The sequence below is a fragment of the Neorhizobium sp. NPDC001467 genome (genome assembly GCF_050275975.1).
Taxonomy (GTDB): Bacteria; Pseudomonadota; Alphaproteobacteria; order Rhizobiales; family Rhizobiaceae; genus Neorhizobium.
The window spans coordinates 1-26642 of record NZ_JBNNPS010000014.1; the positions used below are offsets into that span (position 1 = coordinate 1).

General features: G+C 62.5%; 27 protein-coding genes and 1 pseudogene. 20 read left to right on the forward strand and 8 right to left on the reverse strand.

Annotation, left to right across the window (positions count from 1 at the left end; all coding sequences use genetic code 11):
* Positions 1 to 186: 186 nt before the first annotated feature.
* From ACQKKX_RS19500 to dmeF, 3 genes are read right to left on the reverse strand one after another with little or no spacing between them, the layout of a single operon-like run.
* Complete coding sequence (locus ACQKKX_RS19500) at positions 187 to 393, reverse strand: DUF1289 domain-containing protein (RefSeq protein WP_427573087.1); 207 nt, start codon at positions 391 to 393, stop codon at positions 187 to 189.
* Positions 390 to 665 (reverse strand): metal/formaldehyde-sensitive transcriptional repressor, encoded by a 276-nt coding sequence (locus ACQKKX_RS19505; RefSeq protein ID WP_427573089.1) that lies wholly within the window; start codon positions 663 to 665, stop codon positions 390 to 392. Before ACQKKX_RS19505 ends, ACQKKX_RS19500 begins: the two co-directional genes overlap by 4 nt.
* Before the next feature lie 30 nt (positions 666 to 695).
* Positions 696 to 1706, reverse strand: a complete 1011-nt coding sequence (dmeF, locus tag ACQKKX_RS19510) for a CDF family Co(II)/Ni(II) efflux transporter DmeF (protein ID WP_427573090.1) — start codon at positions 1704 to 1706, stop codon at positions 696 to 698.
* Between the two features lie 212 nt (positions 1707 to 1918).
* Between dmeF and ACQKKX_RS19515 the strand changes: the two genes are divergently transcribed.
* Positions 1919 to 2548, forward strand: coding sequence for a hypothetical protein (locus tag ACQKKX_RS19515; protein WP_427573218.1), 630 nt, complete (start codon positions 1919 to 1921; stop codon positions 2546 to 2548).
* 75 nt (positions 2549 to 2623) lie between these two features.
* On the opposite strand, the gene ACQKKX_RS19520 is transcribed toward ACQKKX_RS19515, so the two are convergent.
* Positions 2624 to 2884 (reverse strand): DUF1344 domain-containing protein, encoded by a 261-nt coding sequence (locus ACQKKX_RS19520; protein WP_427573092.1) that lies wholly within the window; start codon positions 2882 to 2884, stop codon positions 2624 to 2626.
* 262 nt (positions 2885 to 3146) lie between these two features.
* Here ACQKKX_RS19520 and ACQKKX_RS19525 point away from each other — a divergent pair, with 262 nt between their 5' ends.
* From ACQKKX_RS19525 to ACQKKX_RS19550, 6 genes and pseudogenes are all read left to right on the forward strand, one after another.
* Positions 3147 to 6344 (forward strand): EAL domain-containing protein, encoded by a 3198-nt coding sequence (locus tag ACQKKX_RS19525; RefSeq protein WP_427573094.1) that lies wholly within the window; start codon positions 3147 to 3149, stop codon positions 6342 to 6344.
* A gap of 68 nt (positions 6345 to 6412) precedes the next feature.
* On the forward strand, positions 6413 to 7510 hold the full coding sequence (gene aroC, locus ACQKKX_RS19530) for a chorismate synthase (protein ID WP_427573096.1): 1098 nt from the start codon (positions 6413 to 6415) through the stop codon (positions 7508 to 7510).
* A gap of 94 nt (positions 7511 to 7604) precedes the next feature.
* Positions 7605 to 7842, forward strand: a pseudogene (locus tag ACQKKX_RS19535) (BrnT family toxin).
* Positions 7839 to 8042 carry a hypothetical protein gene (locus ACQKKX_RS19540; protein WP_427573098.1) on the forward strand — a complete coding sequence of 68 codons (204 nt, stop codon included), beginning with the start codon at positions 7839 to 7841 and terminating at the stop codon, positions 8040 to 8042. Before ACQKKX_RS19535 ends, ACQKKX_RS19540 begins: the two are co-directional and overlap by 4 nt.
* 89 nt (positions 8043 to 8131) lie before the next feature.
* The gene (locus ACQKKX_RS19545; RefSeq protein WP_427573100.1) at positions 8132 to 8380 is read left to right on the forward strand and encodes a BrnT family toxin; all 249 of its coding nucleotides are present in this window, start codon (positions 8132 to 8134) and stop codon (positions 8378 to 8380) included.
* Positions 8377 to 8694, forward strand: coding sequence for a BrnA antitoxin family protein (locus tag ACQKKX_RS19550; RefSeq protein WP_427573102.1), 318 nt, complete (start codon positions 8377 to 8379; stop codon positions 8692 to 8694). The genes ACQKKX_RS19545 and ACQKKX_RS19550 overlap by 4 nt, the downstream gene beginning before the upstream one ends.
* 9 nt (positions 8695 to 8703) lie before the next feature.
* Here ACQKKX_RS19550 and ACQKKX_RS19555 read toward each other — a convergent pair whose 3' ends face one another.
* On the reverse strand, positions 8704 to 9897 hold the full coding sequence (locus ACQKKX_RS19555) for a winged helix-turn-helix domain-containing protein (RefSeq protein WP_427573104.1): 1194 nt from the start codon (positions 9895 to 9897) through the stop codon (positions 8704 to 8706).
* Positions 9898 to 10006: 109 nt separating this feature from the next.
* Between ACQKKX_RS19555 and ACQKKX_RS19560 the strand changes: the two genes are divergently transcribed.
* The 11 genes from ACQKKX_RS19560 (at position 10007) to ACQKKX_RS19610 (ending at position 19254) form a co-directional block, all read left to right on the forward strand.
* The gene (locus ACQKKX_RS19560) at positions 10007 to 10687 is read left to right on the forward strand and encodes an energy-coupling factor ABC transporter ATP-binding protein (RefSeq protein WP_427573106.1); all 681 of its coding nucleotides are present in this window, start codon (positions 10007 to 10009) and stop codon (positions 10685 to 10687) included.
* Positions 10684 to 11322, forward strand: a complete 639-nt coding sequence (locus ACQKKX_RS19565) for a CbiQ family ECF transporter T component (RefSeq protein ID WP_427573108.1) — start codon at positions 10684 to 10686, stop codon at positions 11320 to 11322. The genes ACQKKX_RS19560 and ACQKKX_RS19565 overlap by 4 nt, the downstream gene beginning before the upstream one ends.
* Positions 11319 to 11882: a biotin transporter BioY gene (locus ACQKKX_RS19570; protein WP_427573109.1), complete on the forward strand. Its 564-nt coding sequence runs from the start codon at positions 11319 to 11321 to the stop codon at positions 11880 to 11882. Before ACQKKX_RS19565 ends, ACQKKX_RS19570 begins: the two co-directional genes overlap by 4 nt.
* 166 nt (positions 11883 to 12048) lie before the next feature.
* Positions 12049 to 12984, forward strand: coding sequence for a histone deacetylase family protein (locus ACQKKX_RS19575; protein ID WP_427573111.1), 936 nt, complete (start codon positions 12049 to 12051; stop codon positions 12982 to 12984).
* A 1-nt stretch (position 12985) separates the two neighbouring features.
* Positions 12986 to 13240 carry an exodeoxyribonuclease VII small subunit gene (locus tag ACQKKX_RS19580; RefSeq protein WP_427573112.1) on the forward strand — a complete coding sequence of 85 codons (255 nt, stop codon included), beginning with the start codon at positions 12986 to 12988 and terminating at the stop codon, positions 13238 to 13240.
* Positions 13241 to 13324: 84 nt separating this feature from the next.
* Positions 13325 to 13636 carry a nucleotidyltransferase family protein gene (locus ACQKKX_RS19585; RefSeq protein ID WP_427573114.1) on the forward strand — a complete coding sequence of 104 codons (312 nt, stop codon included), beginning with the start codon at positions 13325 to 13327 and terminating at the stop codon, positions 13634 to 13636.
* Positions 13626 to 13988: a HepT-like ribonuclease domain-containing protein gene (locus ACQKKX_RS19590; protein ID WP_427573116.1), complete on the forward strand. Its 363-nt coding sequence runs from the start codon at positions 13626 to 13628 to the stop codon at positions 13986 to 13988. Before ACQKKX_RS19585 ends, ACQKKX_RS19590 begins: the two co-directional genes overlap by 11 nt.
* 244 nt (positions 13989 to 14232) lie before the next feature.
* The gene (locus ACQKKX_RS19595; RefSeq protein ID WP_427573118.1) at positions 14233 to 15369 is read left to right on the forward strand and encodes a hypothetical protein; all 1137 of its coding nucleotides are present in this window, start codon (positions 14233 to 14235) and stop codon (positions 15367 to 15369) included.
* Between the two features lie 104 nt (positions 15370 to 15473).
* Entirely contained in the window at positions 15474 to 16391 is a 918-nt protein-coding gene (locus ACQKKX_RS19600; protein WP_427573119.1) for a pirin family protein, read from the forward strand.
* Positions 16392 to 16500: 109 nt separating this feature from the next.
* Complete coding sequence (gene dxs, locus ACQKKX_RS19605) at positions 16501 to 18420, forward strand: 1-deoxy-D-xylulose-5-phosphate synthase (protein WP_427573121.1); 1920 nt, start codon at positions 16501 to 16503, stop codon at positions 18418 to 18420.
* Positions 18421 to 18528: 108 nt separating this feature from the next.
* Complete coding sequence (locus ACQKKX_RS19610; RefSeq protein ID WP_427573123.1) at positions 18529 to 19254, forward strand: hypothetical protein; 726 nt, start codon at positions 18529 to 18531, stop codon at positions 19252 to 19254.
* Positions 19255 to 19444: 190 nt separating this feature from the next.
* Here ACQKKX_RS19610 and ACQKKX_RS19615 read toward each other — a convergent pair whose 3' ends face one another.
* Complete coding sequence (locus ACQKKX_RS19615; protein WP_427573124.1) at positions 19445 to 21448, reverse strand: methyl-accepting chemotaxis protein; 2004 nt, start codon at positions 21446 to 21448, stop codon at positions 19445 to 19447.
* Between the two features lie 175 nt (positions 21449 to 21623).
* On the opposite strand from ACQKKX_RS19615, the gene ACQKKX_RS19620 reads away from it, so the two are divergent.
* Positions 21624 to 22511, forward strand: a complete 888-nt coding sequence (locus ACQKKX_RS19620) for a TlyA family RNA methyltransferase (protein WP_427573126.1) — start codon at positions 21624 to 21626, stop codon at positions 22509 to 22511.
* Positions 22508 to 23752, forward strand: a complete 1245-nt coding sequence (locus ACQKKX_RS19625; RefSeq protein WP_427573128.1) for a class I SAM-dependent RNA methyltransferase — start codon at positions 22508 to 22510, stop codon at positions 23750 to 23752. Before ACQKKX_RS19620 ends, ACQKKX_RS19625 begins: the two co-directional genes overlap by 4 nt.
* 21 nt (positions 23753 to 23773) lie before the next feature.
* Here the strand turns inward: ACQKKX_RS19625 and ACQKKX_RS19630 are convergent, their stop codons facing one another.
* Positions 23774 to 24529 (reverse strand): crotonase/enoyl-CoA hydratase family protein, encoded by a 756-nt coding sequence (locus tag ACQKKX_RS19630; protein ID WP_427573130.1) that lies wholly within the window; start codon positions 24527 to 24529, stop codon positions 23774 to 23776.
* Between the two features lie 318 nt (positions 24530 to 24847).
* The gene (locus ACQKKX_RS19635) at positions 24848 to 26641 is read right to left on the reverse strand and encodes an acyl-CoA dehydrogenase (RefSeq protein WP_427573132.1); all 1794 of its coding nucleotides are present in this window, start codon (positions 26639 to 26641) and stop codon (positions 24848 to 24850) included.
* Between the last annotated feature and the right edge of the window lies 1 nt (position 26642).

The window sequence follows — 26642 nt, forward strand, 5'->3', positions numbered from 1 at the left end:
ATCCGATAGGCGCAAAATCTAACCAATCCCGCCAGACCAAGCTCGATGACGAAATACCATGGGATGCGCTGGTGTTTTCACACAGCCTCGGCCCAATGCGGACTTCTCGTGCAGGACGAAGATTCTTGCGACAACGAATTCTTTGATAGAGGACATGGAGCGGGATGCCGTAACCTAAGCGCGCTCCTACTCGATGTCGCTGCTTTCGACAGCATGACCATTCCTGCGCAACCGCCTCATCCGATGTTTAAGTTCGTTCGTGAGGACGGTGCGCCGGAAAGGGGTCAGCTTGCGCCACGCCTTGATTTCATCTGGCGTGCGGCCGCACCCGACACACCACTTGTTGCGTGGGTCGAACTGGCAAACGTCAGTGCAAGGCGTGTCGATCTTCATTTCAGGTAGGCACGCACGACGTCGATAAGTTCGGCCGCGCCTTCCTCTCGCTCTTTTTGGGTTAAGCCTTCTGCCGCCAGATGCATGCGGATGTGATCTTCAATAACCTCACCCATCAGGCCATTGATGGCTCCCCGAACTCCGGCGATCGTCTGCATGACGTCGGAACAGCCCTTCTCCTCGTCCAGCATCCGCTCGACGCCTTCCATCTGCCCGCGAATGCGGCGCACGCGGTTAATCAGCTTTTGCTTTTCGCGGATGGTATGGGTCATGCGGATACTCCTTGGACCGTGGCTTTGCCGTTAAGCCGCGCGGGCTTCGACCTCCACCGTCACATGCGATAAATCATGGATGGCGGCAAGTTTAGCACGGTAGTAGGAGGGCGCACGCGGCTGGTCGGCGACGATCGACACAATCGCCCCATGGTGGCCCGGCCCAAGCTGCCATATGTGCAAGTCGCAGATGTCGACATCCTCTTTGGCAAGGATCTCCCCGATCTCTTGGGGAAGGTCTTGCCCCTCCGGCAGATAATCAAGAAGCACGCCGCCCGCATCGCGGATGAGGCCCCACGACCAGCGCGCGATCACAATGCCGCCGACGATACCGATGGCCGGGTCAAGCCATAGCCAGCCATAGATGCTGCCGAGAACAAGAGCTGCGATCGCGAGCACGGAGGTCAACGCGTCGGCCAGCACGTGAAGGTAGGCGGCGCGCAGGTTCTGATCCTTGCCACCGTGCCCACCGCGGTGCCCGCGATGTCCGCCATGGTCATGCCCGTGATGGTGGTCGTCTTTGAGAAGCCAGGCGCAGACCAGATTGACGATAAGGCCAATTACCGCAACGACAATGGCTTCCTCGAAGTTGATGGCAACCGGGTTTTGGAGGCGCAGGAAGCTTTCCCAGCCGATCAGCAAAGCAATGAGGGCAAGCACCACGGCACTTGCGAAGCCTGCCAGATCACCCAGCTTGCCGGTGCCAAACGTGAACCGGCGATTGTGGGCGTGTTTGCGGGCGTACATATATGCCAAGGCTGCGATCAGCATGGCGGCGGCGTGGGTGGACATGTGCCAGCCGTCAGCGGTCAGCGCCATTGAGCCAAACACGTTTCCGGCGAGGATTTCCACGGCCATCATCGTGGCCGTGATGGCGATCACCAGCCACGTGCGCCGTTCGTTGCGGGAATGATTGTCACCCAAAAACAGATGCTCATGCGCGGCATTCAGCGCGCGACCGTGGTTGTGGTCATGGTCGTGTGGGTGGGTATGGTCGTGATCATGTCCGTGGTCATGATCATGTTCACGGATTGATGCCATCGCCAGTGCTCCTAGCTGCTACTATAGGGGGGTACACTATGCGGCTTGCCGTTGCAAGAGCGGCCGGTTCAGGCTGAGGCGAAACGACATTTTTACAAGCAAAGTCCGGATCCGGCCGCAAGACCGCCATGTTCACACTACTCCCCTGCCCTTCCATGCCTGTCGGTCGCGGGCGCGTTGACCTTGCGCGCATCAAACCCCATCTACCCACCATGCCCAAACCCGCCAAAACCGAGATCGAACTGCTGAAAACCTGGACGCTGTCGCCCACAGCCACTTTGGGTTCGGCGGTGCGGGCAAAAGGCATTCTGCAGGAAATCCAGGCCAGGCTTCCCGCCGCCTCGAAAAAGTCGGTGATCCTCGAGGGCCGCGACCTGACGCTTGCCCTGCCCGCCAGCGACAAGGCCGCGTTTGCGGCGGCCGTCGCCATCGTTTCCGGGGTGATCGATGCGGTCGAAACCCTGCCCGTCATCCCCCGCGAAATCGAGGATATCCTCACCATCAAGACGAGCGAGCGGCATCGCTGGCTTGCCGACGGCCGGTTGCCCAGTGCCGGCACGCGAACGGTGCGCCTCAACGGCCGCGCCCGGCGCATCACCTTTCACGTCTTCGATCCAAAAATCGTGGAGGACCTTCTCGACCGGGGCGCGGTCGATGAATGGCGCGAGGAGGATATCGAGGCAAAGGCGGAAAAGAGACGCAAGGCCGCCTATCAGGCGAAGCTGACGCGATCGCTGAAGAAGACCGGGAAAGCCGCGAAAAAACGGGCGCAGGAACCCGATGACAAGGGTCCCAAACCGCGCGGCTGGGAGGAATTCGATCTCGACGGGCTTCTTCGCTGATGGAAACGGCAGGCCGGATACGGGAAGCGCGCTCGACAGCGCGGAGCGGCCGTGCAGTGTTGCGCTGAAAAACCGTTACTGCACGATTTCCAGATCGTCGACCACGCGGTTGCCATCGACGACGGTGTAGAACACCACAACCTTGACGCCGGCGGTCAGCCCTTCGAAGTTGAATTCCTCGGGCACCTTGTAGGATTTTCCGTCGTCCAGCGTCAGCATCAGCTTGCTGACATCCACCGCCTTGATGGTCGCTTCCACGTCGGCACTCTGCGCCCAGCCATTGATCGGAGAAAGGATGCTGGCGGTTGCCAGGAGTGCGGCGATGAGGATGCGCATGGTGTGAGCCCTGAAGGAGCGGTTCGGTGATTTCGACTGATTGAGAGATAGCCTTCCGATTGTGGCGGAATTTGCCCGGGATCGTGTCAATTTAAGTCTTATTGGTGACCGGGATATTAACCCTGTTTGCGGATTTTTGCATCGATACCGATCATATGCGGGCCCGTGTTGCACTGGAACCCCGCCCAGCGTCCCGATCGCGTCGTCTTCCTCAATGCTCGATTAACTTTGCAGCCCTATGGTCGCCGGCAGGATCCGGGTCATGCGCAAGGGTAAATCGTTGGTTTTTGGAGTTCCGTTTGCGCGCCATGTCGGCAACAAACTGATGAGCAGGCGTGCGGCCATTGCCGCCGCGCTGGCGATTACCGGTGCTGTGATCATTGTCGGCATCGCGGTCGATTATCGCCACACATCCGGCTTTCGCCAGCAATTGCGCCAGTCTACGGAACGCGTCGTGACGCTGCTTGGCGTGCGCATGGGGGACCGGATCGAGGCCGATCTCGACACGGCCGAAGATCTGGCCCATGCATTCTTCCTCAACCGTCGCGGCAATCTCGACCTGTTCGGCGCCGATGCCTTGCGCACGCTCGAAAAGAACCGCCATATCGCCGCCATCGTCACCGCCCCCGACTTTGAGGTCGAGCGGACCTTTACCCGTCCTTCCGACACGGCGCGCGGCAAGTCCGTGCTGGGCGCGGATGGTGCCGTGGCGCTGGCCGAAGCGATCCGCGCACATCGGCTCAACGACCGGCCGGTCGTGCTGACGAGTGACCGCTCGCGCGCCATCACCTTGCTGGTGCCGATCCGTGGCGCTGAAGGGCCGTCGGCACGAGGCGGCGCGGTCGCGGTCATCGTCGACAAGCTCTACCTGTTCGACAGCGCCGGCATGTCGCTTCTGCCGCGCAGGCCCGATGCCAAACCCATGGTCGATCTGAGCTGGCTGCGCGTGGCGCTGCGCGATCTCGAGCGGCCGTACGATGCGACTTTCTTCGGCATCGCGCCGGACAGGCCGGCAGCCAGGCGGATCGCCGCGGCGCATGGTGAATGGGAATTGCAGGTGGCCCCGAGGGTCGGCTGGGAGGCGGTGCCCGACGACCAGAGCGCCTTCCGGCTGCAGCTTCTGCTGGCCGGCCTTGCCATGGTCATTCCGGTCTTCATCGCCAGTCTTCTGATCGGCGAGCGCAACCGCAATATTGCCGCCCTTCGTCTGCGCGAAGGCACGCTCATGGAACTGTCGCAGCGGTTTGCGCTGGCGATGGAGGCCTCCAACATGGGCGTATGGGAATTTTCCGGTAGCGACGTGTTCTGGGACGCGCGCGCCGCGGCGCTGCATGGCGGCAAGGCGATGGAGGGCGACCAGCGTCTGGAAGACTGGCTGGCCGCGACGCATCCGGAAGACCGCGCCGCGGTAGAGGCCTATTTCTTCGCCTGCGCCTGCGCGGCAACGGCCTCCTCGGTGATCTACCGCATGACCGGCGCCGATGGCAGCCAGCGCTACCTGCGCTCGGCCGGTGCCAGCTACCGCAATCCGGACGGTAGCCAGCGTGTCGCCGGCATCGTCTGGGACGTCTCCGCCGACATGATGCACAACCAGTCCCTGCGCAACGCCAAGGACCTGAGCGACATCAAGAATGCCGAACTGGAACTGGCGCTGGAAGAGCTTTCCAGCCGCGAACAGCAGCTGGAGGAACTGACCACCAAGCTCGGCATCGCGCTCGAAAGCTATCGCTGCGGCATCTGGGAAAGCTTTCCCGATACCGGCATCGAGCACTGGGATGCGCGCACCGCCCAGTTGCACGGCCTTGCCTCGTGCGCCGGCAAGGTCACGGCCGAGCAGTGGCTTGCGATGATCCATCCCGACGACCGCGAGGAAGCCCGGCGGATATCGGCGCATTTCGGCCGCGGCAGCGAGGAACCGTTGGTCGTGCGCGTGCCGCAGCCGGACGGCGGCATCCGCTATATCCGCTCGGTCGGCAAGAGCCATGTGGGACGCGATGGCCGCCGCAAGGTGGTGGGCCTTGCCTTCGACGTGACCGACGACGCGCTTTTGACCGAGCAGCTGCGCGCCGCCAAGCAGGAAGCCGATGCCAAGAATATCGAGCTTGAGCTGGCCAAGAGCCGGATCGAGCACAATTCGCTGCACGACCCGCTGACGTTGCTCGCCAACCGTCGCAGCCTCGACCTTGCCCTTGACGCGTTGTCGCGGGCAAGCGAGACGGAGCGTCAGAAACTGTCGATCCTGCATCTCGATCTCGACCGTTTCAAGCAGATCAACGATACGCTCGGCCATGCCGCCGGCGACGCCATGCTGGTGCATACCGCCGGTATCCTGCTGCGCAATGTCGGCCCGGACGATCTCGTGGCGCGCATCGGCGGCGATGAATTCGTCATTCTCGTCAAGGACGATTGCAGCGCCGCCCACACCACCGCCCTGTCCAACCGGATCATCGCGGAAATGCGCCAGCCGGTGGATTTCGAGGGTTTTGCCTGCCGTTTCGGCGTGTCGATCGGCATTGCCCAGGCGACCGGCCGTAATATCGATGCGCGGCGCATGCTGGTGAATGCCGATATCGCGCTTTACCGCGCCAAGGCACAGGGCCGCAACCGCTTCCAGTTCTTCACGCAGAACCTGCAGGCCGAAATCATCAGCCACAAGCGCACTGCCGACGAGGTTCTGGCCGGCATCGAAAACGATGAGTTCGTCGCCTGGTACCAGCCGCAATTCGATGCCCGCACGATGAAGCTGACCGGCGCCGAGGCGCTGGTGCGATGGCAGCACCCGCAGCATGGTATTCTGGCACCCGACCGTTTCCTGAAGATCGCAGACGAGCTGAACGTCACCGCCACGCTCGACCAGATCGTGCTTCAGACGGTGCTCAAGGACAAGATGCGCTGGGCAGCGCTTGGGCTCGACGTGCCAAAAGTCTCGGTCAACGTGTCCTCGAAGCGGCTCAACGACGACGCCCTGATCGACACGCTGAAGACGCTGGCGATCACACCCGGCCAGATTTCCTTCGAACTGGTGGAATCGATATTCCTCGACGAGAGCGAGGATGCCGCCGCCTCCAACCTCGAACGCATCAAGGCGCTCGGCATCGATATCGAGATCGACGATTTCGGCACCGGCCACACGTCCATCGTCAGCCTGCTGAAGCTCAAGCCCAAGCGCCTCAAGATCGACCGCCAGCTGGTCATGCCGATCCTCGACGCGCCGCCGGAACGGGCGCTTGTACGCTCGATCATCGATATCGCCCGCTCGCTCGGCGTCGAAACCGTGGCGGAAGGCGTGGAGAGCATGGCCCATGCCGCCATGCTGCGCGAGCTGGGCTGCGACCTTCTGCAAGGCTATGCCTTTGCGCAGCCCCTGCCCTTCGAGACCTTCAACCAGGCGGCGGCGCGCGGCTGGAACCTTGGGCAGCCGGGCCCCAGCGGCAAGCCGGCACAAAAGACTTTCCCCTGAGCGCCGTTTTACACTAAGACAGGCCCGCTTCTTTGCGGGAAAGGCATCCCGCTCCTTGGCGGGGTCCCATGTCGCATAATTCCTTCGGTCATCTTTTCCGTGTCACCACCTGGGGCGAAAGCCACGGACCCGCACTCGGCTGCGTCGTCGACGGCTGCCCTCCCGGCCTGCGCTTCACGCTTGCCGACATCCAGCAGTGGCTGGACAAGCGCAAGCCCGGTCAATCGCGTTTCGTGACCCAGCGCCGCGAGGCCGACGAGGTAAAAGTGCTTTCGGGTGTGATGCTGGATGCGGACGGCGTCACGATGATCTCGACCGGCACGCCGATTTCCATGCTGATCGAAAACACCGACCAGCGTTCCAAGGATTACGGAGAGATTGCCCGCCAGTACCGTCCCGGCCATGCCGATTATACCTATGACGTGAAATACGGCATTCGCGACTATCGCGGCGGCGGCCGCTCATCCGCCCGCGAAACGGCAGCGCGCGTTGCGGCCGGCGGCATTGCCCGCCTTGTCGTGCCGGGGGTGAGCGTGCGCGGCGCACTGGTGCAGATCGGCAAGCACAAGATCAACCGCGAAAACTGGGACTGGGCGCAGGTCAACGAAAACCCGTTCTTCTGCCCGGACCCGGACATGGTGCCGGTGTGGGAAGAGTATCTGGACGGTATCCGCAAGGCCGGCTCCTCGATCGGCGCCGTCGTCGAAGTGGTGGCCGAAGGCGTGCCGGCGGGCCTCGGCGCGCCGATCTATGCCAAGCTCGATCAGGATATCGCCTCGGCACTGATGTCGATCAACGCCGTCAAGGGTGTCGAGATCGGCGATGGTTTTGCCTCGGCCGAACTGACGGGCGAGGAAAATGCCGATCAGATGCGCATGGGAAATGACGGCAAGCCGCTCTTCCTCTCCAACCATGCCGGCGGCATTCTGGGCGGCATTTCGACCGGCCAGCCGCTGGTCGCGCGTTTCGCCATCAAGCCGACCTCGTCGATCCTCACCGAACGCCAGTCAATCGATGCCGATGGCCAGAATGTCGACGTGCGCACCAAGGGTCGCCACGACCCGTGCGTCGGCATCCGCGCAGTCCCGATCGGCGAGGCCATGGTCGCCTGCGCCATCGCCGACCATTATCTTCGCGATCGCGGCCAGACCGGGCGGCTGGACTGAGCCGACCCCTCGTTTCTGAGGATTGCTGCGCCGTTAGACATGATGGATCGTCGCTCTTTGTCGGGCGGCGATTTTTCGTGTTTGGATTTTCAGGATGATCTTCGTTTGGGACGAAGTGAAACGGCTGGCCAATCTGGATAAACACGGCCTCGATTTTGCGGACGTGATGTTTTTCGGTTGGGAAACGGCCGTTCTGGAGCGGACGTGTCAAGGCTATCGGCTATTATCGCGACGGCACGGCTGTGGTAATCTACGCGAGGCGCGGCAGCGAAGCCATTTCCATCATCAGCTTTCGTCCTGCAAGTCCGACGGAAAGGAGACGCCTTCCATGACTGACAAACATCCGACATTGAGGGAATTCCAACCGGGGCGTGGCTATACCAAGGAAGATTGGGATGCTGTTGACAGCCCCGAATTGACCGACGAGGAACTGGCGCACATGCGCCCTGCCCGCGAGGTGCTGCCACCGGAGTTTTTCAGATCGCTCGATGCGATGCGCAAAAGCCAGGCCCAGAAGAGCCGGGCAAAATAGCGCCATCCCCCTGATCCGCAGGATTGCGGAGCATGTCGACATGAGAAATCCTCGCGCATTGCCGGGGAGCGATTTTTCGTGTACGAATAATGCGTATTGTTTGGGATGAGCGGAAGCGGATAGCCAATATCGAGAAGCATGATCTCGATTTCGACGACCTGTCCGAGGAATTCTTTCTGTCCGCCGTCACCGTTCCGGCCAAACACGGACGTCAAAAAGCGATCGGACGTCTGCACAACGGTGTGATTGCAGCAATTTTCCTGACCTTGGGCTTGCAAGGGCTTTCTGTTATTTCCATGCGTCCTGCCCGCCGTGACGAGAGGAAGCTTATCGAATGACCATCACCCCCCAGAAGCGGACGGAATTCCAACCCGGTCGCGGCTACACCAAGGAAGACTGGGACGAGGTTTCCGACAATCCGCCATGGACGGAAGAGGAGCTGAAAAACGCTCGCCCCTTCCGCGAGGTCTTTCCCGAACTCGCCGCGAAGATGGAAAAAGACATCGCCGCCCGCGGCCGTCCCCGCGTCGAAGCGCCAAAGGTGGCCGTCACGCTGCGGCTCGATCCCGACGTGCTCGAAAAATACAAGGCCGGCGGCAAGGACTGGCGGGCGGTGATGGCGAAGGAACTGCGCAAGGCGGCGGGGCTGTAAGCCCGCCCCCTACTCTCCCCGCCAGCCTTCCAGGAACCGCACGCTCTCCACGCCGGCAAACCGGGCCAGCCGCAGCAGTTCCGCCTCCAGCTTTTCCAGCCTCCCGGCCGATGCCCTGACACCCGATTCCAGCCACAGGCGTTTGACGTCGAGCGTGCCGGCCTTGCGGTCTGCCTTCATGTCGATGCGGCCGATCATGCGCTCGCCTTCCACGAGCGGAAAGACGTAATAACCGTAGATCCGCTTCGGCTCGGGGACAAAAATCTCGATACGGTAGTTGAAGTTGAACAGTCGTTCGGCACGGTCGCGGTCGCGCAGCAAAGGATCGAAGGGGCTGAGCACACGGATGCGGTTGGGCGGTTCTGGAATATCCCCGAGATTTTCGGGAAAGCCGGCAAAGGCAAATGATGGGCGCGGACGACCGCCGTTTGCGGGTGCGACCAGAATGTCCGTCAGTTCGTCGCGGTGGGTTTCGACCCACAGCTTGGCTTCGAGCGGCGTCACCAGATCCCAGAAGGCGGCGATTTCACCGGACGTTGCAAAACCGAGCCGGGTCAACGCGCTGCGGCAGGCCCAGTCGAGAAAGGCCTCTTCCGTCACCTCGGGGTCGTAGTGATGCGGCGGCAGCACGCGTTCGGTGAGATCGTAGATCTTTTGAAAATTGCGGCGGCCGGCGATCGAGAGCTTGCCGATATGCCAGTAATATTCGAGCGCCGTCTTGTTGGGATGCCAGTTCCACCAGCCGCCCGACTTATGGTCCTCCGCCTTCATGTCGCGTGACATGATCGCACCGTTTTCGGCGATATGGCGGAAGGTTTCCTCGAAGGCGGAATCGTAATCTTCGCCCTGCCATTTTCTCCAGCGTTCGGCCAGATGCGGCTCGCGCCGGCGAAAGCGATGTTTCCAGTAGCGGAAAAATTCCGACGGCAGGATGGAGGCGTCATGCGTCCAGTGCTCGAACAGTTCGCCATCATTTTCCAGAAGCGTGGTCAGGTGATTGCGCCGATAGGTCTGATTGCGCGAAAACAGGATCATGTGATGGGCGCGCTCGACGGTGGCGATACTGTCCACCTGCACGAAACCGATCGCCCGGATCATCGCCAGCAGCCCCGCCTTGTCGAGTGCCCGGTTGGGCGCGGCGGCAAGGCCCTGCCGTTCCAGGAAAATACGCCGTGCCTGTTCGTTCGGGATCAGTAGAACCATGGAATGGAAACTATGGCTTCCGATTGCCGGCTGCAATGTTCTTTTTTCGTTCCGAATTCCCCTTCCCCCCGATCGCGTCTATAGAGCCCGATGAAACTGAGGAACCGGCTTGGACATCCATTTCGAAGAGGCGAGCGCGCGCTATGAAGGCCGCACGGCGCTGGAGCCGCTGACACTACGGCTCACCGAACGGCGCATCGGCGTGATCGGCCTGAACGGTTCGGGCAAGACCACGTTCGCGCGGCTGATCAACGGGCTGGTGAAACCGTCTTCGGGCCGGGTTGTCGTCAACGGTTTCGATACGGTGAAGGAGAGCGAGGCGGTGCGCGCCGAGGTCGGCTTCATCTTTCAAAACCCGCAGAACCAGATCATTCTGCCAATATTGAAGGAAGACATTGCGCTCGGGCTGAAGCGGAAAAAACTGTCCAAAACGGACAGGGATACGGCCGTTGCGGCGGTGCTGGCCCGGTTCGGCATTGCGCATCTGGCCGACCGGCGCACCCACGAACTCTCCGGCGGCGAATTGCAGCTTTCCGCCTTCGCCTCGGTTCTGGTGACCGAACCCGAAATCCTGATCCTCGACGAGCCGACCAACCAGCTGGACCTGAAAAACCGCAATCTGATGGAGCGCACCATGGCGGGCATGGCGGAAAACCTGATCGTCGTCAGCCATGATCTCGCATTGGTCGAAGGGTTTGACCGGGTGTTGCTGTTTTCGCAAGGCCGGCTGATCGGCGACGGAAAACCGGATGCCGTGATTGCGCAGTACAGGACGCTGGCCGGCGCATGAACACGCTATACCTCGACGGGCAAAGCCTGATGCACAGGCTTCCGACCAAGGCAAAGCTGGCGGCTCTGGCCGCCTTCAGCGTCGTCCTGTTCGCCTTCAGCGATCCGGTGCTGCTCGGCATTTTTTCCGTGACTGCGGCCCTTGCCTATGCCTCCACCGGCATCGGCTGGCGGCCGGGCCTTGCCCGCCTGCGGCCCGCCTTTATCACCATCGTCGCCGTCTGCGTTTTTGCACTGCTGTTTCAGACGCCGATCGAGGCGCTCGTCGCCCTGTTTCGTCTCACCGCACTGATGCTGGCGGCCGCCGCGGTCACCGCCAGCACCTCGGTCGGCGCATTTATCGACGCGGTCACCTGGGCCGCGACGCCGTTCGAGCGGATCGGGCTCGTGCGGGCCGCCGATATCGGGCTTTCGGTCGGCCTCGTCATCCGCTTCGTGCCGGAGGTAACGCTGCGCTACACACAGATCCGCGATGCCCATCGGGCTCGTGGCCTGAAAGTCCGGCCGGTGACGCTGATCGTGCCCCTGATCATCCAGACGCTGAAGAATGCCGATGACATCGCCGCCGCCATTGACGCGCGCGGCATTCGCCAGCAATTTGCCGCCCATAATTCTGAGGGAAACCCATCTTCATGAGCACCAGAGACCTCGTTCTTATCGCCCTGTTTGCCGCCATCATCGTGGCGCTGGGCCTGATCCCGCCCGTCAGCCTCGGCTTCATTCCGGTGCCGGTGCATGCGCAATCGCTCGGGGTCATGCTGGCCGGTGTGGTTCTGGGTGCCAGACGCGGCACGCTGGCCGTCGCCCTGTTCATGCTGCTTGCCGCCATCGGCCTGCCGGTGCTTTCCGGCGGTCGCGGCGGTCTTGGCGTGTTCATGGCGCCACCCTCCGGTTACCTCTACGGTTACCTTGCAGCCGCCTTCGTCACCGGCACCATCTGCGAGCGCTTCGTCACGGCGCGCCAGACAGGCCTCGTGCAGGGTTCCCTCTTCTTCGTTGCGGCTCTGGCGGGCGGCGTTGTCGCCTGCCATCTGCTCGGCGTTCTCTGGCTGGCTTTCGTCACCGGTCTTGGTCTGCAGGCGGCCTTTTACGGCACGCTGGCCTTCATTCCGGGCGACGCGCTGAAGGCACTGATTGCCGCGTTCGCCGGCCGCGCCGTGATGGTTGGCTATCCGTTGCTGCCGCAGCGGGCTTGAGACCCATCGAGACTTGCCCCTTCTTTCCGGTTCCCGGCGAGAAGGGGATCATGCCGCTACCCCTTTGACCCAAGCCCATCCGGGTGTTTTCCGGCGCTTGAAAACCGCAGCCGCAACGCCATGTGCAACAGGCCCGCACATGGGTTTTACGGAGAACAAGGCCGCCATGACCACGCGCCTTTACGAACACGCGATCTTTCTCGAGCACAACACGCCGCCCGGCCACCCGGAGCGCGCCGATCGGCTGCGCTCGCTGGCGATTGCCCTCGAGCATCCGAACTTTGCCGAACTGGATCGCAAAGCGGCGCGGCAGGCCAATGAGGACGCGGTGCTGCTTGCCCACCCGGAAGAACATCTGTTTTCCGTGATGCGACAGGTGCCGGAGGACGACGGCGCGATCAACCAGCTGGAATCCGATACCTATCTCAGCCCCAAAAGCGTGCAGGCGGCGCTGACCGGCATCGGCGGAGCACTGGCGGCTGTCGACGACGTGATGACGGGCACGGTCGACAACGCCTTCGTTGCGGCGCGTCCCCCCGGCCACCACGCGGAAAAATCGAAGGCCATGGGTTTTTGCCTGTTCAACAATGTCGCCATCGCCGCACGCCACGCGCAAAAGACCTATGGCGTCGAACGCGTCGCCATCGTCGACTGGGACGTGCATCACGGAAACGGCACCCAGAATATCTTCTGGGACGATCCCTCCGTGCTGTTCTGCTCGACGCACCAGATGCCGCTTTATCCGTGGACCGGCGCGCGCGACGAGACCGGAAGCCGCAACAACATCGTCAATGCGCCTCTCGCCACCAATGACGGTAGCGAGCATTTTCGCGATGCGTTCCGATCCCGGGTCCTGCCGGCGCTTGAAAACTTTCGCCCCGATTTCATCCTCATCTCCGCCGGTTTCGATGCGCATCACCGCGATCCGCTGGCGCAGATCAACCTCGTCGGCGACGATTTCGATTGGGCGACAGGGCGGCTGATGGAGATCGCCGGCAAATATGCCGGCAACCGGGTCGTCAGCCTGCTTGAAGGTGGTTATGATCTCGAAGGGCTGGCCGAATCGGCCGGCCTGCATATCTGCAGATTGATGAAGGGCTAAAATGTCGGACCAGGTCGAGATCAACGATGTCAGCGCTTATTCCTTCGAGAAGGCTGTTGCCGAACTCGAAAGCATCGTGGCTCGCCTTGAACGCGGCGACGTGGCGCTGGACGAATCCATCGCCATCTACGAGCGCGGCGAAGCCTTGAAGAAGCATTGCGAAAAGCTTCTGTCCGCCGCCGAAAACCGCATCGAAAAGATCCGCCTCGATCGCGCCGGCAAACCGCAGGGTGTTGAGCCTCTCGACGGCGAGTGATATCGCCACACCCGCACTGAAATCCTGAGTTGCATCCGGCTTACAGCACTCGACGTTTCCGTCGGGTTTGCTATAGTGGCGGGCATGGACAAGGATATCGTCATCGCCAAGCTGCGGGAACACGAGGCCGAGTTGCGGGCCGCGGGGGCCGAGCATGTCTCGCTGTTCGGTTCGGTGGCGCGTGGGGATGCGACGGCGGATTCGGACCTTGATGTTCTGGTGAAGCTTTCGGAACCGGTGATCCTGTCGGGCTTCGGTTATTTCAGCGCTCTGGCGATCCTGCAGGACCGGATCACCGACATCACCGGTTATGACAAGGTCGATGTGGTGGCGGAGCCGATCACCAAGGATAACGTCCGCCGCTCCATCGAGAAGGACTGCGCCATTGCCTTCTAAGCGCCCGCTCACACGCATGCGCGACATTGTTGAAAATGGAACGGCGGTTCTCGATTATACGAAGGGCATGGAGTTCGAGACCTACACCAGCACCAATCTGGTCAAGGACGCGACCGAGCGGTGTTTCACCCGCATATCGGAAGCATCGGTCAAGCTCGGCGTGACGGCCGAGGAACTGTTTCCCGACCACGACTGGCTGGCGATGCGTCATCTGGGCAATGTGCTGCGCCACGACTACAATAATGTCCTGGATACAATCATCTGGACGATCCGCAACGATCGTCTTCCGCCCCTGATTGCCGAACTCCAAGCCTTCCTCGCCCGCTACCCGGACGATCAGGAAACCCTTTAGCTTCTCCTCTATGTGCAAGCTGCTGACCCGCCGTCAGCATTCGCAAGCGAATGCCCGGTTCCGGCAAAGAATGTCCCCGATCGATATCTGCCGAAGGCGCATCCGGGCGCAAAAAGTCCGTTCACTCAAATGCCAACCATAATCTTGAACCGGTTTTCACCGGCATCGCCGTAACCCCTGCGGCAGAAACGGCGGGCTGGCGGGAGGCAGGCGCGCCCGCAATGGCGTGGAGACGTTTGGGTTCATGGGGCAGATACGTCCGTTGACGGCATCCGATATTCCTTCGGTCGCCATGCTGTTTCAACGTGCATTCCGCCAAACGGATGCGGCGTCCTCGACGGCCTTCGTGAACTGCCTGCACGGTCTCTACATCGATCAGCCGCTCGTTCATGACAGCCTGCCAAGCCTCGTGCATGAGGGCAGAACCGGCATTTCCGGCTTCATCAGCCGCCACCGCCTGCCGATGCAGATCGGCGGCCGCGCGGTGGACGCGGCGCTGCTTGGGACGATCATGGCCGACAATCGTGCCGGGCATTCGCTGATCGGGCCGAAGCTGCTGAAGGCCGCGCTTGCCGGACCACAGGACTTTTCCTTTGCCGATACGGCAAGCGACATTTCGCGCGCGCTCGGCCAGAGGCTGGGCTGTACGCCGCTGCCCGCGCACAGCCTCAACTGGCTGCGCATCATCCGCCCGACGCAGTGGCTGGCGGATCAGGTTACTCAGCGCTTTTCGCCCTTCGGTCTGCTGGCGCCGGTGGCTGGTGCCGTGGACGCCCTTTTGCGCCGGCGTATCCGCCCCAACCGGCCGCGCTGGTTTGCCTACGCTCCGCTTGGCGCGCACGGCACATCAGGTGTTGCGGGCGCCGGAAAGAGCGCGACCGTCAGGGATATCGATGCCGACGGGTTTGCCGTGCTTTTCGCTGAATTTTCCGCCCGCTTTGCCCTGCGTCCGCGCTGGCGGAGCCAGGATATTTCGGCGCTTGCGCGCCAGGCGATGGAAAAACGGCTGTTCGGCACGCCCTGTTTCGGTGCGGTCACGGATCAGCGCGGCCGGACGATCGGCTGCTTTCTCTACCACCTGAAGAAGGGATCGACGGCGCGGGTGCTGCAGGCGCTTGCCGCGCCGGGCTCGGAAGGCGTGGTGCTCGATGCGCTGATCGCCCATGCCGCCGACCACGGTGCGGCTGCCATCATCGGCCGCACGGAGGCCTGGCTGATGCAGGCCATGCTGGGCCGCCGCATCGCGTTTACCAACACCGCCTCCAGCATGATCCACAGCCGCGACGCCGCTATCCTCGACGCCATCGCAAGCGGCGACGTGCTGCTGAACGGGCTTGTGGGCGAACAATGGAGCCCGATGATCGGCAACCGCTTCGAATGATCGGCGGCCCTCGTTGCTAAGCAGGCCCCGGTTTTGTCCGTCGGCACTGTCATCGATGCCGCAGCCGGGATAAGCTTGCTCCATCTTCCGATGGAGACGGCCCCATGTCCTTCTTTCCCGGCACCGACCCCGCCCCCGGCGATGCCTTTGCCTGCGATGCGATTGAAAACCTCATCATTCCGCGCTCCAGCGATATCGGCGGTTTTTCCGTGCGCCGCGCCCTGCCCACCCGCCGGCGCCGCCTTGTCGGGCCCTTCATCTTCTTCGACCGCATGGGCCCGGCGGTTCTGCGCGCCGGCGAGGCGCTCGATGTCGCGCCGCATCCGCATATCGGGCTTTCCACCGTCACCTATCTGTTCGATGGCGAGATCAAGCATCGCGACAGTCTGGGCACCGAACGCGTCATCAGACCCGGCGACGTCAACCTGATGACGGCGGGCCGCGGCATCGTTCATTCGGAACGCACGCCGGAAAATCTTCGCGGCCATCCGCTGGCCATGTCCGGCCTGCAGACCTGGCTGGCGCTGCCGGACGACAAGGAGGAAATCGACCCGGTCTTTGCCCATACGGCGCGGGAGGACATGCCGGTGGTCGACTGGGAAGGCGCATCCGGCCGGGTGGTGATCGGCGCGCTGGACGGCCTCTCCTCCCCCGTCTCCACATTCACCGATACGCTTTACGTCGATCTTGTTCTGGAATCGGGCAGAAAATTTCCTTTCTCTGCGGCGCATGAGGAACGGGCGCTCTACATTCTCTCCGGTGAACTGATCATTTCCGGCGACCGTTTTGCCGCCGACCAGCTGCTGGCCTTTCGCGCCGGCGACGCGATCACGCTCGAAGCGGGGCCTATGGGCTGTCACATCATGCTGTTCGGCGGCGCGGCCATGACGTCGCGCCGCTACGTCTGGTGGAATTTCGTTTCCTCTTCCAAGGAGCGGATCGAGCAGGCCAAGGAAGAGTGGCGCACCGGCCGGTTCGACATCGTGCCGGGGGATGAGGAAGCGTTTGTGCCTTTGCCGTGAGAGCGAATTCCGATAGAAGCGGAGGCGATCGACTTGAAAAAGATGGTTTCCGGCGCATCTTTGCTGGATTGCCCATCCGCTAGCACGCGTACAGAAAAGGCCGGATTCCTTGACAGCAAAACCAGACACGCCCTTGCTCGACAAGATCAATCTGCCGGCCGACCTGCGCACCATCGATGACCGCGACCTGCCGCAGGTGGCGCGCGAACTGCGCGACGAGATGATCGACGCCGTGTCGAAGACCGGCGGGCATCTGGGTGCGGGTCTTGGCGTCGTCGAACTGACGATCGCCATCCACAAGGTTTTCAACACGCCCGACGACCGTCTGGTCTTCGATGTCGGCCACCAGTGTTATCCGCACAAGATCCTGACGGGCCGCCGCGACCGCATCCGCACGCTGCGCCAGCAGGACGGACTGTCCGGCTTTACCCGCCGGGCCGAAAGCGAATACGACCCGTTTGGCGCCGCCCATTCCTCCACCTCTATTTCGGCCGGTCTCGGCATGGCGGTCGGCGCGCAGCTGTCAGGCCACAAGCGCAATGTCATCTCGGTGATCGGCGACGGTTCGATGTCGGCCGGCATGGCCTATGAGGCGCTCAACAATGCCGGCGCGCTCGATGCCCGCCTGATCGTCATCCTCAACGACAACGACATGTCGATCGCGCCGCCGACCGGCGCCATGAGCGCCTATCTGGCCCGCCTTGCCTCCGGCCGCACCTATATGGGCATGCGCGAAGTAGGCAAGAAGCTGACCGGTTATCTCGGCAAGTCCATCGACCGCGCCATCACCCGCGCCGTCGAGCACGCGCGCGGCTACGTGACCGGCGGCACGATGTTCGAGGAAATGGGTTTTTATCACATCGGCCCGATCGACGGCCATTCGTTCGAACACCTCCTGCCGGTGCTGCGCAATGTGCGCGACAATGCGCAGGGGCCGGTGCTGATCCATGTCGTCACCCAGAAGGGCAAGGGCTATCCGCCTGCCGAAGCCGCCGCCGACAAGTACCACGGCGTCAACAAGTTCGACGTCATCACCGGCGCGCAGGCCAAGGCCAAGCCGAATGCGCCGAGCTACACAAGCGTATTCGGTGAGGCGCTGGTGCAGGAAGCCGGCTTCGACGACAAGATCGTCGGCATCACCGCCGCCATGCCGGACGGCACGGGCCTGGGCAAGATGCTGGAAGCCTATCCGTCCCGCACATTCGACGTCGGCATTGCCGAACAGCATGCCGTCACCTTCGCGGCCGGCCTTGCCACCGAAGGCTTCAAGCCCTTCTGCGCCATCTATTCGACCTTCCTGCAGCGCGGTTACGACCAGGTCGTGCACGACGTGGCGATCCAGGGCCTGCCCGTGCGTTTCCCGATCGACCGCGCCGGTTTCGTCGGCGCCGATGGCCCGACCCATGCCGGTTCGTTCGACACGACGTTCCTTGCCACGCTACCGGGCATGGTGGTGATGGCCGCTTCCGACGAGGCGGAACTGAAGCACATGGTGCGCACGGCAGCCGCCTATGATGACGGCCCCATCTCGTTCCGTTACCCGCGCGGCGAAGGCGTTGGCGTGGAAATGCCGGCCCGCGGCGAAATTTTGCAGATCGGCAAGGGCCGCATCGTCAAGGAAGGCACAAAGGTCGCCCTCCTCTCCTTCGGCACACGTCTGAAGGACTGTCTGCTGGCCGCCGAAGACCTCGACGCGGCCGGCCTTTCGACGACGGTGGCCGACGCCCGTTTCGCCAAGCCGCTCGACCACGACCTGATCCGCCAGCTGGCGCGTCATCATGAGGTGTTGATCACCATCGAGGAAGGTGCTGTCGGCGGCTTCGGCAGCCATGTCCTGCAGTTCATGAGCGGCGAAGGCCTGCTCGACAACGGCCTGAAGATCCGCTCGCTGGTTCTGCCGGATATCTGGATGGAACAGGCGAGCCCCGATGCGATGTATGCCAAGGCAGGCCTGGACCGCGCGGGGATTGTCGGGACGGTGTTCAAGGCCTTGGGGAAGCCGGTGGTTGGGGTTGGCGCTGCGGGGTGAGGGTCACCGGTCAAAAAGCACAACACTTCCCCTCACTTCGAGATGTAAAACCTAGATCAACACACCAAATTATTGATATGCATCTCCGACCTTTTTCGGAGAGCAGACGTGCGCGATAATTTTGATGACCTACCAGACGACCCCCTCGAAGCCTTCGTAATTTTGGCAAAAGAATTAAACGCCAAGCTCGAAAAGCAAATTGAAGAGTCACCTAGCTTCCAAACTGCGGAAAAATACCGCCTGCAACACATGAGCGATGTCTTATCGCTGATAAAAGAACTCGAGATAACAGAACTATCTAATTGGCGCCTCCCATCTCAAAACATCACTGATGTTTCCCAGAAGTTTTACGTAAACCTGCATAGCTATATACTTGGCGCCAGCGTTCGAAATTCGAAAATAAACAAACGCAATAGTGCAAATCTAAATGAGGCAACAAAAGCAAGAATACACAATCTCATCAATGAGATCCGTAGAACTCTAGATTCCCTTCATATTGACGACAGGAAACGCAACTCTCTAATGGCGAAATTAAACGCCTTTGCGTCCGATATAGATAAAAAACGCACTCGCTTTGACAACCTGATGGGCATGATACTAGAGGCTTCGGTGGTCGCAAAAGAAGTCGGGGAGACGCTCAACCCATTTAACGAATTTCTCAAACGAGTAACCGACTTGTTGTCTGTTGCCAAAGAGGACGAAGGCACGCTTAGCCTCCCACCTTCCTCACCAACCTTGGAATTACCTGCGCCCCCGAAGCAAATTACGGGCCCGGAATCAGACAAAGAACAGACGACTGAATCAGATGGTCCAGATTCAAAGAGCGTAGTCTGATAGGGCTGACGATCAAAGCGAGTCCGTAATCCGAAACCGTACATCCCTCGCCCAACCCGGGTAACATCATCCGTCGTTGGTCTGCCTATTCGCACGCTCGTGGCGGGGATGAGGGGGAGCAGGCATCTCCCCAAACACAAAAAGGGCGAGACATCGGCTCGCCCTTTTCAAACTTCCAAAACTATCCGCCTCAAAACTCTTCCCAATTGTCCTTCGAAGCCACCGGAGCCGGCTCGAACGCGCGTGCCAGCTGGTTGTGCAAGGCCATCGCCGGTGAGCGGCGTGGTTTTTCTTCGGCCGCCATGCGGATTTTCGGCGCCTTTGCCGGACGGCTGACCGTTGTGAATGGCGCGGCCACGGCGGTCGGGGTCGGCGGGATGAGGAAGCCCGAGCGGCTGCCGGTGAAATGCGCGTCGCCGCCGAGGTTGAACTGTTTCAGGAGCTCGTTCAGCGTATTGGCTTCGGCCGCCAGCGTGTGGCTGGTCTTGGTCTGCTGGTCGACCATGGCGGCGTTCTCCTGGGTGTTGCGGTCCATCGTGCCGACTGCATTGTTGATCTCCTGCAGGCCGGTCGATTGTTCGCGGGTGGAAACCACGATGGCGCGGATATGTTCGTTGATTTCGCGCACCTCGTCGACGATCGCTTCCAGCGCCTTGCCCGTCTCGCCCACCAGCGCCACGCCGGCATTCACCTGTGTGGTCGAGGTGGTGATCAGCGTCTTGATATCCTTGGCGGCGTTGGCGGAGCGCTGGGCAAGCTCGCGCACTTCCTGCGCCACGACTGCGAAGCCCTTGCCCGCTTCGCCGGCACGCGCGGCTTCCACACCGGCATTGAGCGCCAGGAGATTGGTCTGGAAGGCGATCTCGTCGATCACGCCGATGATCTTGCCGATCTCGTGGCTGGACTGCGAAATGCCTTCCATGGCGGAGACGGCGCGGCGCACGACATCGCCGGATTGCTCGGCACCGGCGCGGGTGCGCTCCACCCGCTCGCCCACATCCTCGGCGCGGGCGGCGGCGTCCTTGACCGTCGTCGTCACCTGTTCGACGGCAGCCGCGGTCTGTTCGACGGCCGCGGCCTGCTGTTCGGTGCGGCGGGCCAGATCGTCGGTCGCGATGCGGATCGCGTCGGCATTGGTATGGATGGCGGCAGCGTTGACCCCGACCGATGCCAGCGTCGTCTGCAGCGTCGCGGCGGCGCTGTTGAAATCGGTGCGCAAACGGTCGAGACGGCCGACAAAGCTTTCATCGATGCGATAGGCGACATCGCCCTCAGCCAGTTTGGACAGACCGGCGGCCAGACCGTCGATCGCAAATTCGATATCCGCGGCGTCATGCGCCTTCTGTTCGTCATGAGCGCGGCGTTCGCTTTCGGCACGCGCGCGGGTCAGGTCGCTGTCGCGTTCCAGCCGGTGTTTTTCGATCGCCGCGTGCTTGAACACCGCCACCGCCTGCGCCATCCGGCCGACCTCGTCGCCCCGGTCGAGCGCGGGGACATCGATATCGTGATTGCCGCCGGCAAGCGCCGTCATCGTGCGCGTCATGCCGACAATCGGCGTGACGATGGCATTGCAAAGCGCCCAGATGAGGCCGAGCGCCAAAATTCCGGCAATGCCGCCGGCGATGACGAGCGTCCACAGAATGGCGGCGCTGGCGGCGTGCTGGGCGGCGGTGAGGCCGGCCGACAGCGTCATTGCCTGCTGTTTCAGGACGGCAGCGGCACTGCGGAACGTGTAGAGCGACTTTTCACCGTCGCCGGCGGCAAGCGCGCTGATGCGATCGAGCGGCTGGCCTGCCTTGCGGGCTGCCATTTGCGGATCGATGAGTTTCGTGTTGACAGCATCGGCCGCGGAAGACAGCGCATCGATCGCGGCAACGAGATCGATGCGGCCGGCGGCGGCCTTGCGCGCGTCCTCGATCGCGGTGGCAACCTTGGCACGGTGGCTAAGCGCCGCCGTCGCGGAGGCCTCGTCGCCGCCAAGCAGGTAATCGCGCTGATAGACGACCTGTTCGAGCATGGATTCGACAGCCGTATCGACGCCGACGACGATCGCCTGCGCCGAGACCTGTTCATCCGCCGCCGCGTTCGATTTCAGCACCTGCCAGTAGACGCCGGCAGTGGCAAAGAAACAGGCGGACATCACTGCCAGGAAGGTGGCGATGATTTTCTTGCTGATGGAAAGGTTTTTGAACATGCGGACGCGCTCTTTGAAAACGGAGACTCGATCGAGTTAAGGCTGAACCAGACAAAGCACCATGATCTTTAAGATTGCGTTGCGGTTTGCCGGCATGGTCTTGGGTAAACATTTGTCATCGCGCTGTTGCCATGTATGACTTGCGCAAAGGCGCCACACCGGTCATTGACAGGCCATGTCCAAATCCACCGAACCCCAACGTCTCGACCAGCTTCTGGTCTCGCTCAACCTCGTGGCCAGCCGGGCGCGCGCACGCGATGCAATCAGCCGCGGCACCGTTACCGTCAACGGCCGTGTCGCCACCAAGCCGAGCCTGACCTTCAAGCCCGACGTGACCGTCACCATCGATGACCCCGCGCAGGATTATGTTTCGCGCGCGGCCTTGAAGCTTGTGGCGGCGCTCGACCATTTCAAGCTCGATCCCGCCGGCCATGACTGTCTCGATATCGGCGCCTCCACCGGCGGCTTTACCGAGGTTCTCGTGATGCGCGGCGCCGAGCATGTGACCTCCATCGATGTCGGCCACGGGCAGATGCATGCGCGCCTTCTCGATGACGATCGCGTCACCAATATCGAAGGCCTCAACGCCCGCTATCTCGAGCCGGACGATTACGAAGACCGGGCAATCACCTTCATTGTCTCGGACGTCTCGTTCATCTCGCTGAAACTGGCGCTTGCGCCGGCGCTGGAACAGGCCGAGCCGGGCGCGTTCTGCGTGCTTCTAGTCAAACCGCAGTTCGAGGCGGGCCGCGACGCGATCAGCAAGGCAGGGCTTTTGAAGGAGCCTGAAACGGCACCGGCCGTTGCCGCCGAGCTGGAACGCTGGCTCACCGAAGACATGGAATGGGAAAGCCTCGGCCTCATCCCCTCGCCCATCGATGGCGGCGACGGTAACAAGGAGTTTCTGCTGGCCGGCAAGAAGCCGGAGGATGCGCAACCCTACGCGCGCAAAGACAGGCAGGACGATGACGAAGACCTCGACGCTGACGACTTAAACGACGATGACTTGGACGACGAGGACGTGGATGACGATGACCGGGATGACGAGGACGGCGACGCATGAGCACCGTGACCGTCACCATCAACCGCCTCGGGGCGCAGGGCCATGGCATCGCTCATGGCGAGGACGGCCCGGTCTATGTGCCCTATGCGCTGCCGGGCGAAACGCTGGCGATCGCCCGCAATGGCGACCACGGCACTGTCATGTCGACCGGCGCGCCCTCGCCGGACCGTATCGAACCGGCCTGCCGCCATTTCGGCCCCGATAGCGATGCCTGCGGCGGCTGTTCGCTGCAGCATCTGGCACAGACGCCCTATCTCGCCTTCAAGCGCCAGCTGGTGGTCGATGCGCTGAAATCCAAGGGCCTGACGCCGGAGGTAGCGCAGACCGTTGCAGCCATGCCGGGCGAACGGCGCCGCACGGTGTTTTCCGCCCGCAACACGGAAAAGGAGTTTCTGCTCGGCTTCAACCGCGAGGAAACCCATCACATCGTCTCGATCGTCGAATGTCCCATCGCCGCGCCCGGCATCGTGGGGCGCCTCGAGACGATCCGCACCATCGGCCGCGCGCTGGCGATCGGTGCCGACACGTTCCGCATCGCGGTGCTCGAAACCCTGTCGGGGCTGGATATCGCCGTCGAGGGCTTGAAGAAGCTGGAGGACAAACAGCGTCGTTCGGCGATCGAAACGGTGCTGACGCTGAGGGGCATTGCCCGCGTCTCCGTCAACGGCGAAATCCTGGTGGAGCCGCAAAAGCCGATCATCGAATTTTCCGGCGTGCGCGTATCGCCGCCGCCGGGCGCCTTCGTGCAGGCCACCAAAAGTGCCGAGGAGGTGATGTCCGACATCGTCGCCAAACATGTCAGCAAGGCGAAAAAGGTGCTGGACCTGTTTGCCGGTGCCGGCACGTTCACCTTCCGCATCGCCAAGACGACAAAGGTGCATGCGGTCGAAGGCGACGACAAGGCGTTGAAGGCGCTGGACCATGCGGCGCGCAACACGCAGGGGCTCAAACCCGTGACGGTGGAAAGGCGCGATCTCTTCCGTCGCCCGATGATCCCGCTCGAACTCAAGCATTACGATGCCGTGGTGTTCGATCCGCCGCGCGCGGGCGCCGAAGCTCAAGTCAGGGAACTGGCGCGCGCCAATGTGAAGACCATCGCCGCCGTCAGTTGCAATCCGCTGACGCTGGCGCGCGATCTGCGCATCCTCGTCGATGCCGGCTACCGTATCAAGTCGGTGACGCCGATCGACCAGTTCCTGTGGTCGACCCATGTGGAAACGGTGGCGCTGCTGACGAAGTGACCGTCGGCAACGACGCGAACATCATCGCTTCAGGAAAGCCTCGAACGCCGCCCGCGCTTCGGGGCTTTTCAGTTGGGCGTTGAAATGGACGAGTTCATGGTCGATGCGGGCGAGCACGGCCTCGCGAGGGCCGCGCACGAGGTCGCGGGCGATTTTGAGGGCCTGCGGGGGTTTGGCCGCAAGCGATGCGGCGAGCGCCAGCGTCTCGGCCTCCACCGCATCCGGCGCAACCACTTTCCAGACCAGACCGGCGGCATGGGCCGCTTCGCCACCAAACCCTTCGCCGGCAACGAGCATGGCAAAGGCGCGCTGATGGCCCATGATTTTTGGCGCGAGCAGGCTGGATGCCGCTTCCGGCACCAGCGCCAGATCCACGAACGGGGTCTTGAACAGGCTGCGGGCGGAGGCGACGGTCATGTCGCAATGCAGGTGAAGCGTGGTGCCGATGCCGATCGCCAGACCATCGACGCCCGAGACCATCGGTTTTTCGCACAATGCCAGCGCCCTGATGAAGAGCGCGGCGGCAGGCGGTTCCGTGGCGCCGGACCTGGCATAGCTGAGGAAATCGGCCATGTCGTTGCCGGCGGAAAAGCAGCCTTCGGTGCCCAGAAAGGCGACAGCGCGGATCTGAGGGTCCGCATTGGCTTCGCTCAGCGCCGCCATCATCGTCGCGTACATGGCGGCGGTAATGGCGTTCTTCTTTTCCGGCCGGTTGAAGCGGATGACAAGGACGCCCGGCGTCGCGGGCGGACGTTCGATCAGGATGTGGTCGGTCATGGTGGTCCTCCTCCGGAGCCGTGATGCGGTTTGTTTTCAGTGCCAGCGCGGCAGGCGGCAGTGCGTGTGCCGGGCTCAGCCGATCTTCCATTTTTGGGGAAGATGTCCCCGACAGGCAACGGGAGGGAGGCTTGGGCGCAGACAAGCGACAGTTACGTCAGAAGACTGCGTCCGCCCCCCCGCGTGACCAGCGTTGAACCATCGGCCTCACCCGCTCTTCAAACCCTCCAATCAGAGATCCCCAGGAGACGCCGACTGTCTGGAGAGTAGATCGGAGACAGCACTCTCCTGGACAGGGCCTCCCAGCCCGGCACACTCCTAAGACAGCACGGCCCGCGCCGCTTCGAGACTGGCCGCACCCGTCATTACCGCGTCCTTCAAGGCCGCCGTTTCGGCCAGCAGGTTTTCCGCCGCGAAACGGCAAATTGCCACGCGTTTGTCTCCGTCACCATCGCCGGCCGCCGCCAGCGCGCCGGTGGCGAGATAGGCGCCCGTCAAGGTCAGGCCGAACAGCCGCTGATAGGGCGTCGCCCCGGCCAGCGCCTCGGCCTGGCGATTGGCCGCCAGGGCCTCCAGCAGCCAGTCGGTCGCGGCTTCGAGATCGGCAATTGCCGCCGACAGACGCTGTGCGGAGGTGCCGAAAGCCGGTTCGTTGGCGGCAGCCAGTCTCTCGGCCACGGCCTTCAGCTCGCCCATGAACCCGCGGACGGCGCGCCCATCCGAGAGCGGCAGTTTGCGGGTGACGAGATCGATCGCCTGAATGCCGTTGGTGCCTTCGTAAATCGGGGCAATGCGGGCATCACGCAGATAGCGGGCCGCGCCCGTTTCCTCGATGAAGCCCATGCCGCCATGGACCTGAATGCCCATCGAGGCGACTTCGACGCCGATATCGGTGGAAAAGGATTTGGCGATTGGCGTCAAAATGGCGGCGCGTTCCGCCCATGCCTTTGCCTCACCCCCTTCGGTCGCGTGCGACAGATCGATGGCGTGGGCGCAGGCATAGCAGATGGCGCGTGCCCCTTGCGTCAGGGCCTTCATGGTCAAAAGCGTGCGAACGATATCCGGGTGCTCGATGATCGGCGACATTGCCCCCGTTGGACCGGACGCAGTCGCCCCCGGCGTCTTGCCCTGCGTGCGTTCCTTGGCATAGGAAACCGCCTTCTGGGTGGCGGCTTCGGCAATCGCCACGCCCTGGATGCCGACGGCGAGACGGGCATTGTTCATCATCGTGAACATGCAGGCCAGCCCCTTGTTCTCCTCGCCGACGAGATAGCCGATCGCGCCCTTCTCATCCCCGAACCGGCCATCGCCGAAAATCATCGTGCAGGTGGGCGAGCCGTGTATGCCGAGCTTGTGTTCCAGCGCGTGGCAGAAAAGATCGTTGCGTGCACCCGGCGTGCCATCGCCGTTCACCAGAAATTTCGGCACCAGGAACAGCGAGATGCCACGCGTACCGGGCGGCGCATCGGGAAGGCGCGCGAGAACCAGATGGATGATGTTGTCGGCGGCATCGTGCTCGCCCCAGGTGATGAAGATCTTCTGGCCAAAGATGCGGTAGGAGCCGTCACCCACCCGCTCGGCCCGGCTTTTCAGCACGCCGAGATCGGAGCCGGCATGCGGCTCGGTGAGGTTCATCGTGCCGGTCCATTCGCCCGACACCATCTTTTCCAGAAATTTTTGCTTCAGTTCATCGCTGCCGTGCTTCGCCACGGCTTCGATCGCGCCCATCGTCAGTGTCGGCGCGAGCGCGAAAGCCATGGAGGCGGCGTTCCACATTTCGAGCGCCGCGACGTTGAGCATGTGCGGCAGCCCCTGCCCGCCGAATTCCTCCGGTCCGGTGAGACCGTTCCAGCCGCCTTCCCGCCAGGCCCTGTAGAGCGCCGGCCAGCCCGTCGGCGTGATCACCTTGCCGTCCACGAGCCGCGCGCCTTCGCGGTCGAGGGTGTGGCCGAGTGGCGCGATTTCCTCGCCGGCGAAACGCCCGGCCTCGTGCAGGATGGCCTCGACGAGATCGCCGCTCAGATCGCCCAGCCTGCCCGCCTCCAGCGCGGCGCCCAGGCCCGCGACATGGTTGAGCGTGAAGGCGATCTCTTCGACCGGTGCCTTGTACATG

Coding starts and splice junctions, on each gene's coding strand:
- ACQKKX_RS19615 (WP_427573124.1), bottom strand. CDS start 21,448: ATGTTCAAAAACCTTTCCATCAGCAAGAAAATCATCGCCACCTTCCTG.
- ACQKKX_RS19635 (WP_427573132.1), bottom strand. CDS start 26,641: ATGTACAAGGCACCGGTCGAAGAGATCGCCTTCACGCTCAACCATGTC.
- dmeF (WP_427573090.1), bottom strand. CDS start 1,706: ATGGCATCAATCCGTGAACATGATCATGACCACGGACATGATCACGAC.
- ACQKKX_RS19595 (WP_427573118.1), top strand. CDS start 14,233: ATGGGGCAGATACGTCCGTTGACGGCATCCGATATTCCTTCGGTCGCC.
- ACQKKX_RS19625 (WP_427573128.1), top strand. CDS start 22,508: ATGAGCACCGTGACCGTCACCATCAACCGCCTCGGGGCGCAGGGCCAT.
- ACQKKX_RS19585 (WP_427573114.1), top strand. CDS start 13,325: ATGGACAAGGATATCGTCATCGCCAAGCTGCGGGAACACGAGGCCGAG.
- ACQKKX_RS19580 (WP_427573112.1), top strand. CDS start 12,986: ATGTCGGACCAGGTCGAGATCAACGATGTCAGCGCTTATTCCTTCGAG.
- ACQKKX_RS19505 (WP_427573089.1), bottom strand. CDS start 665: ATGACCCATACCATCCGCGAAAAGCAAAAGCTGATTAACCGCGTGCGC.
- ACQKKX_RS19545 (WP_427573100.1), top strand. CDS start 8,132: ATGCGTATTGTTTGGGATGAGCGGAAGCGGATAGCCAATATCGAGAAG.
- ACQKKX_RS19520 (WP_427573092.1), bottom strand. CDS start 2,884: ATGCGCATCCTCATCGCCGCACTCCTGGCAACCGCCAGCATCCTTTCT.
- ACQKKX_RS19515 (WP_427573218.1), top strand. CDS start 1,919: ATGCCCAAACCCGCCAAAACCGAGATCGAACTGCTGAAAACCTGGACG.
- ACQKKX_RS19620 (WP_427573126.1), top strand. CDS start 21,624: ATGTCCAAATCCACCGAACCCCAACGTCTCGACCAGCTTCTGGTCTCG.
- ACQKKX_RS19500 (WP_427573087.1), bottom strand. CDS start 393: ATGAAGATCGACACGCCTTGCACTGACGTTTGCCAGTTCGACCCACGC.
- ACQKKX_RS19550 (WP_427573102.1), top strand. CDS start 8,377: ATGACCATCACCCCCCAGAAGCGGACGGAATTCCAACCCGGTCGCGGC.
- ACQKKX_RS19570 (WP_427573109.1), top strand. CDS start 11,319: ATGAGCACCAGAGACCTCGTTCTTATCGCCCTGTTTGCCGCCATCATC.
- aroC (WP_427573096.1), top strand. CDS start 6,413: ATGTCGCATAATTCCTTCGGTCATCTTTTCCGTGTCACCACCTGGGGC.
- ACQKKX_RS19525 (WP_427573094.1), top strand. CDS start 3,147: ATGCGCAAGGGTAAATCGTTGGTTTTTGGAGTTCCGTTTGCGCGCCAT.
- ACQKKX_RS19565 (WP_427573108.1), top strand. CDS start 10,684: ATGAACACGCTATACCTCGACGGGCAAAGCCTGATGCACAGGCTTCCG.
- ACQKKX_RS19575 (WP_427573111.1), top strand. CDS start 12,049: ATGACCACGCGCCTTTACGAACACGCGATCTTTCTCGAGCACAACACG.
- ACQKKX_RS19630 (WP_427573130.1), bottom strand. CDS start 24,529: ATGACCGACCACATCCTGATCGAACGTCCGCCCGCGACGCCGGGCGTC.
- ACQKKX_RS19540 (WP_427573098.1), top strand. CDS start 7,839: ATGACTGACAAACATCCGACATTGAGGGAATTCCAACCGGGGCGTGGC.
- ACQKKX_RS19555 (WP_427573104.1), bottom strand. CDS start 9,897: ATGGTTCTACTGATCCCGAACGAACAGGCACGGCGTATTTTCCTGGAA.
- ACQKKX_RS19600 (WP_427573119.1), top strand. CDS start 15,474: ATGTCCTTCTTTCCCGGCACCGACCCCGCCCCCGGCGATGCCTTTGCC.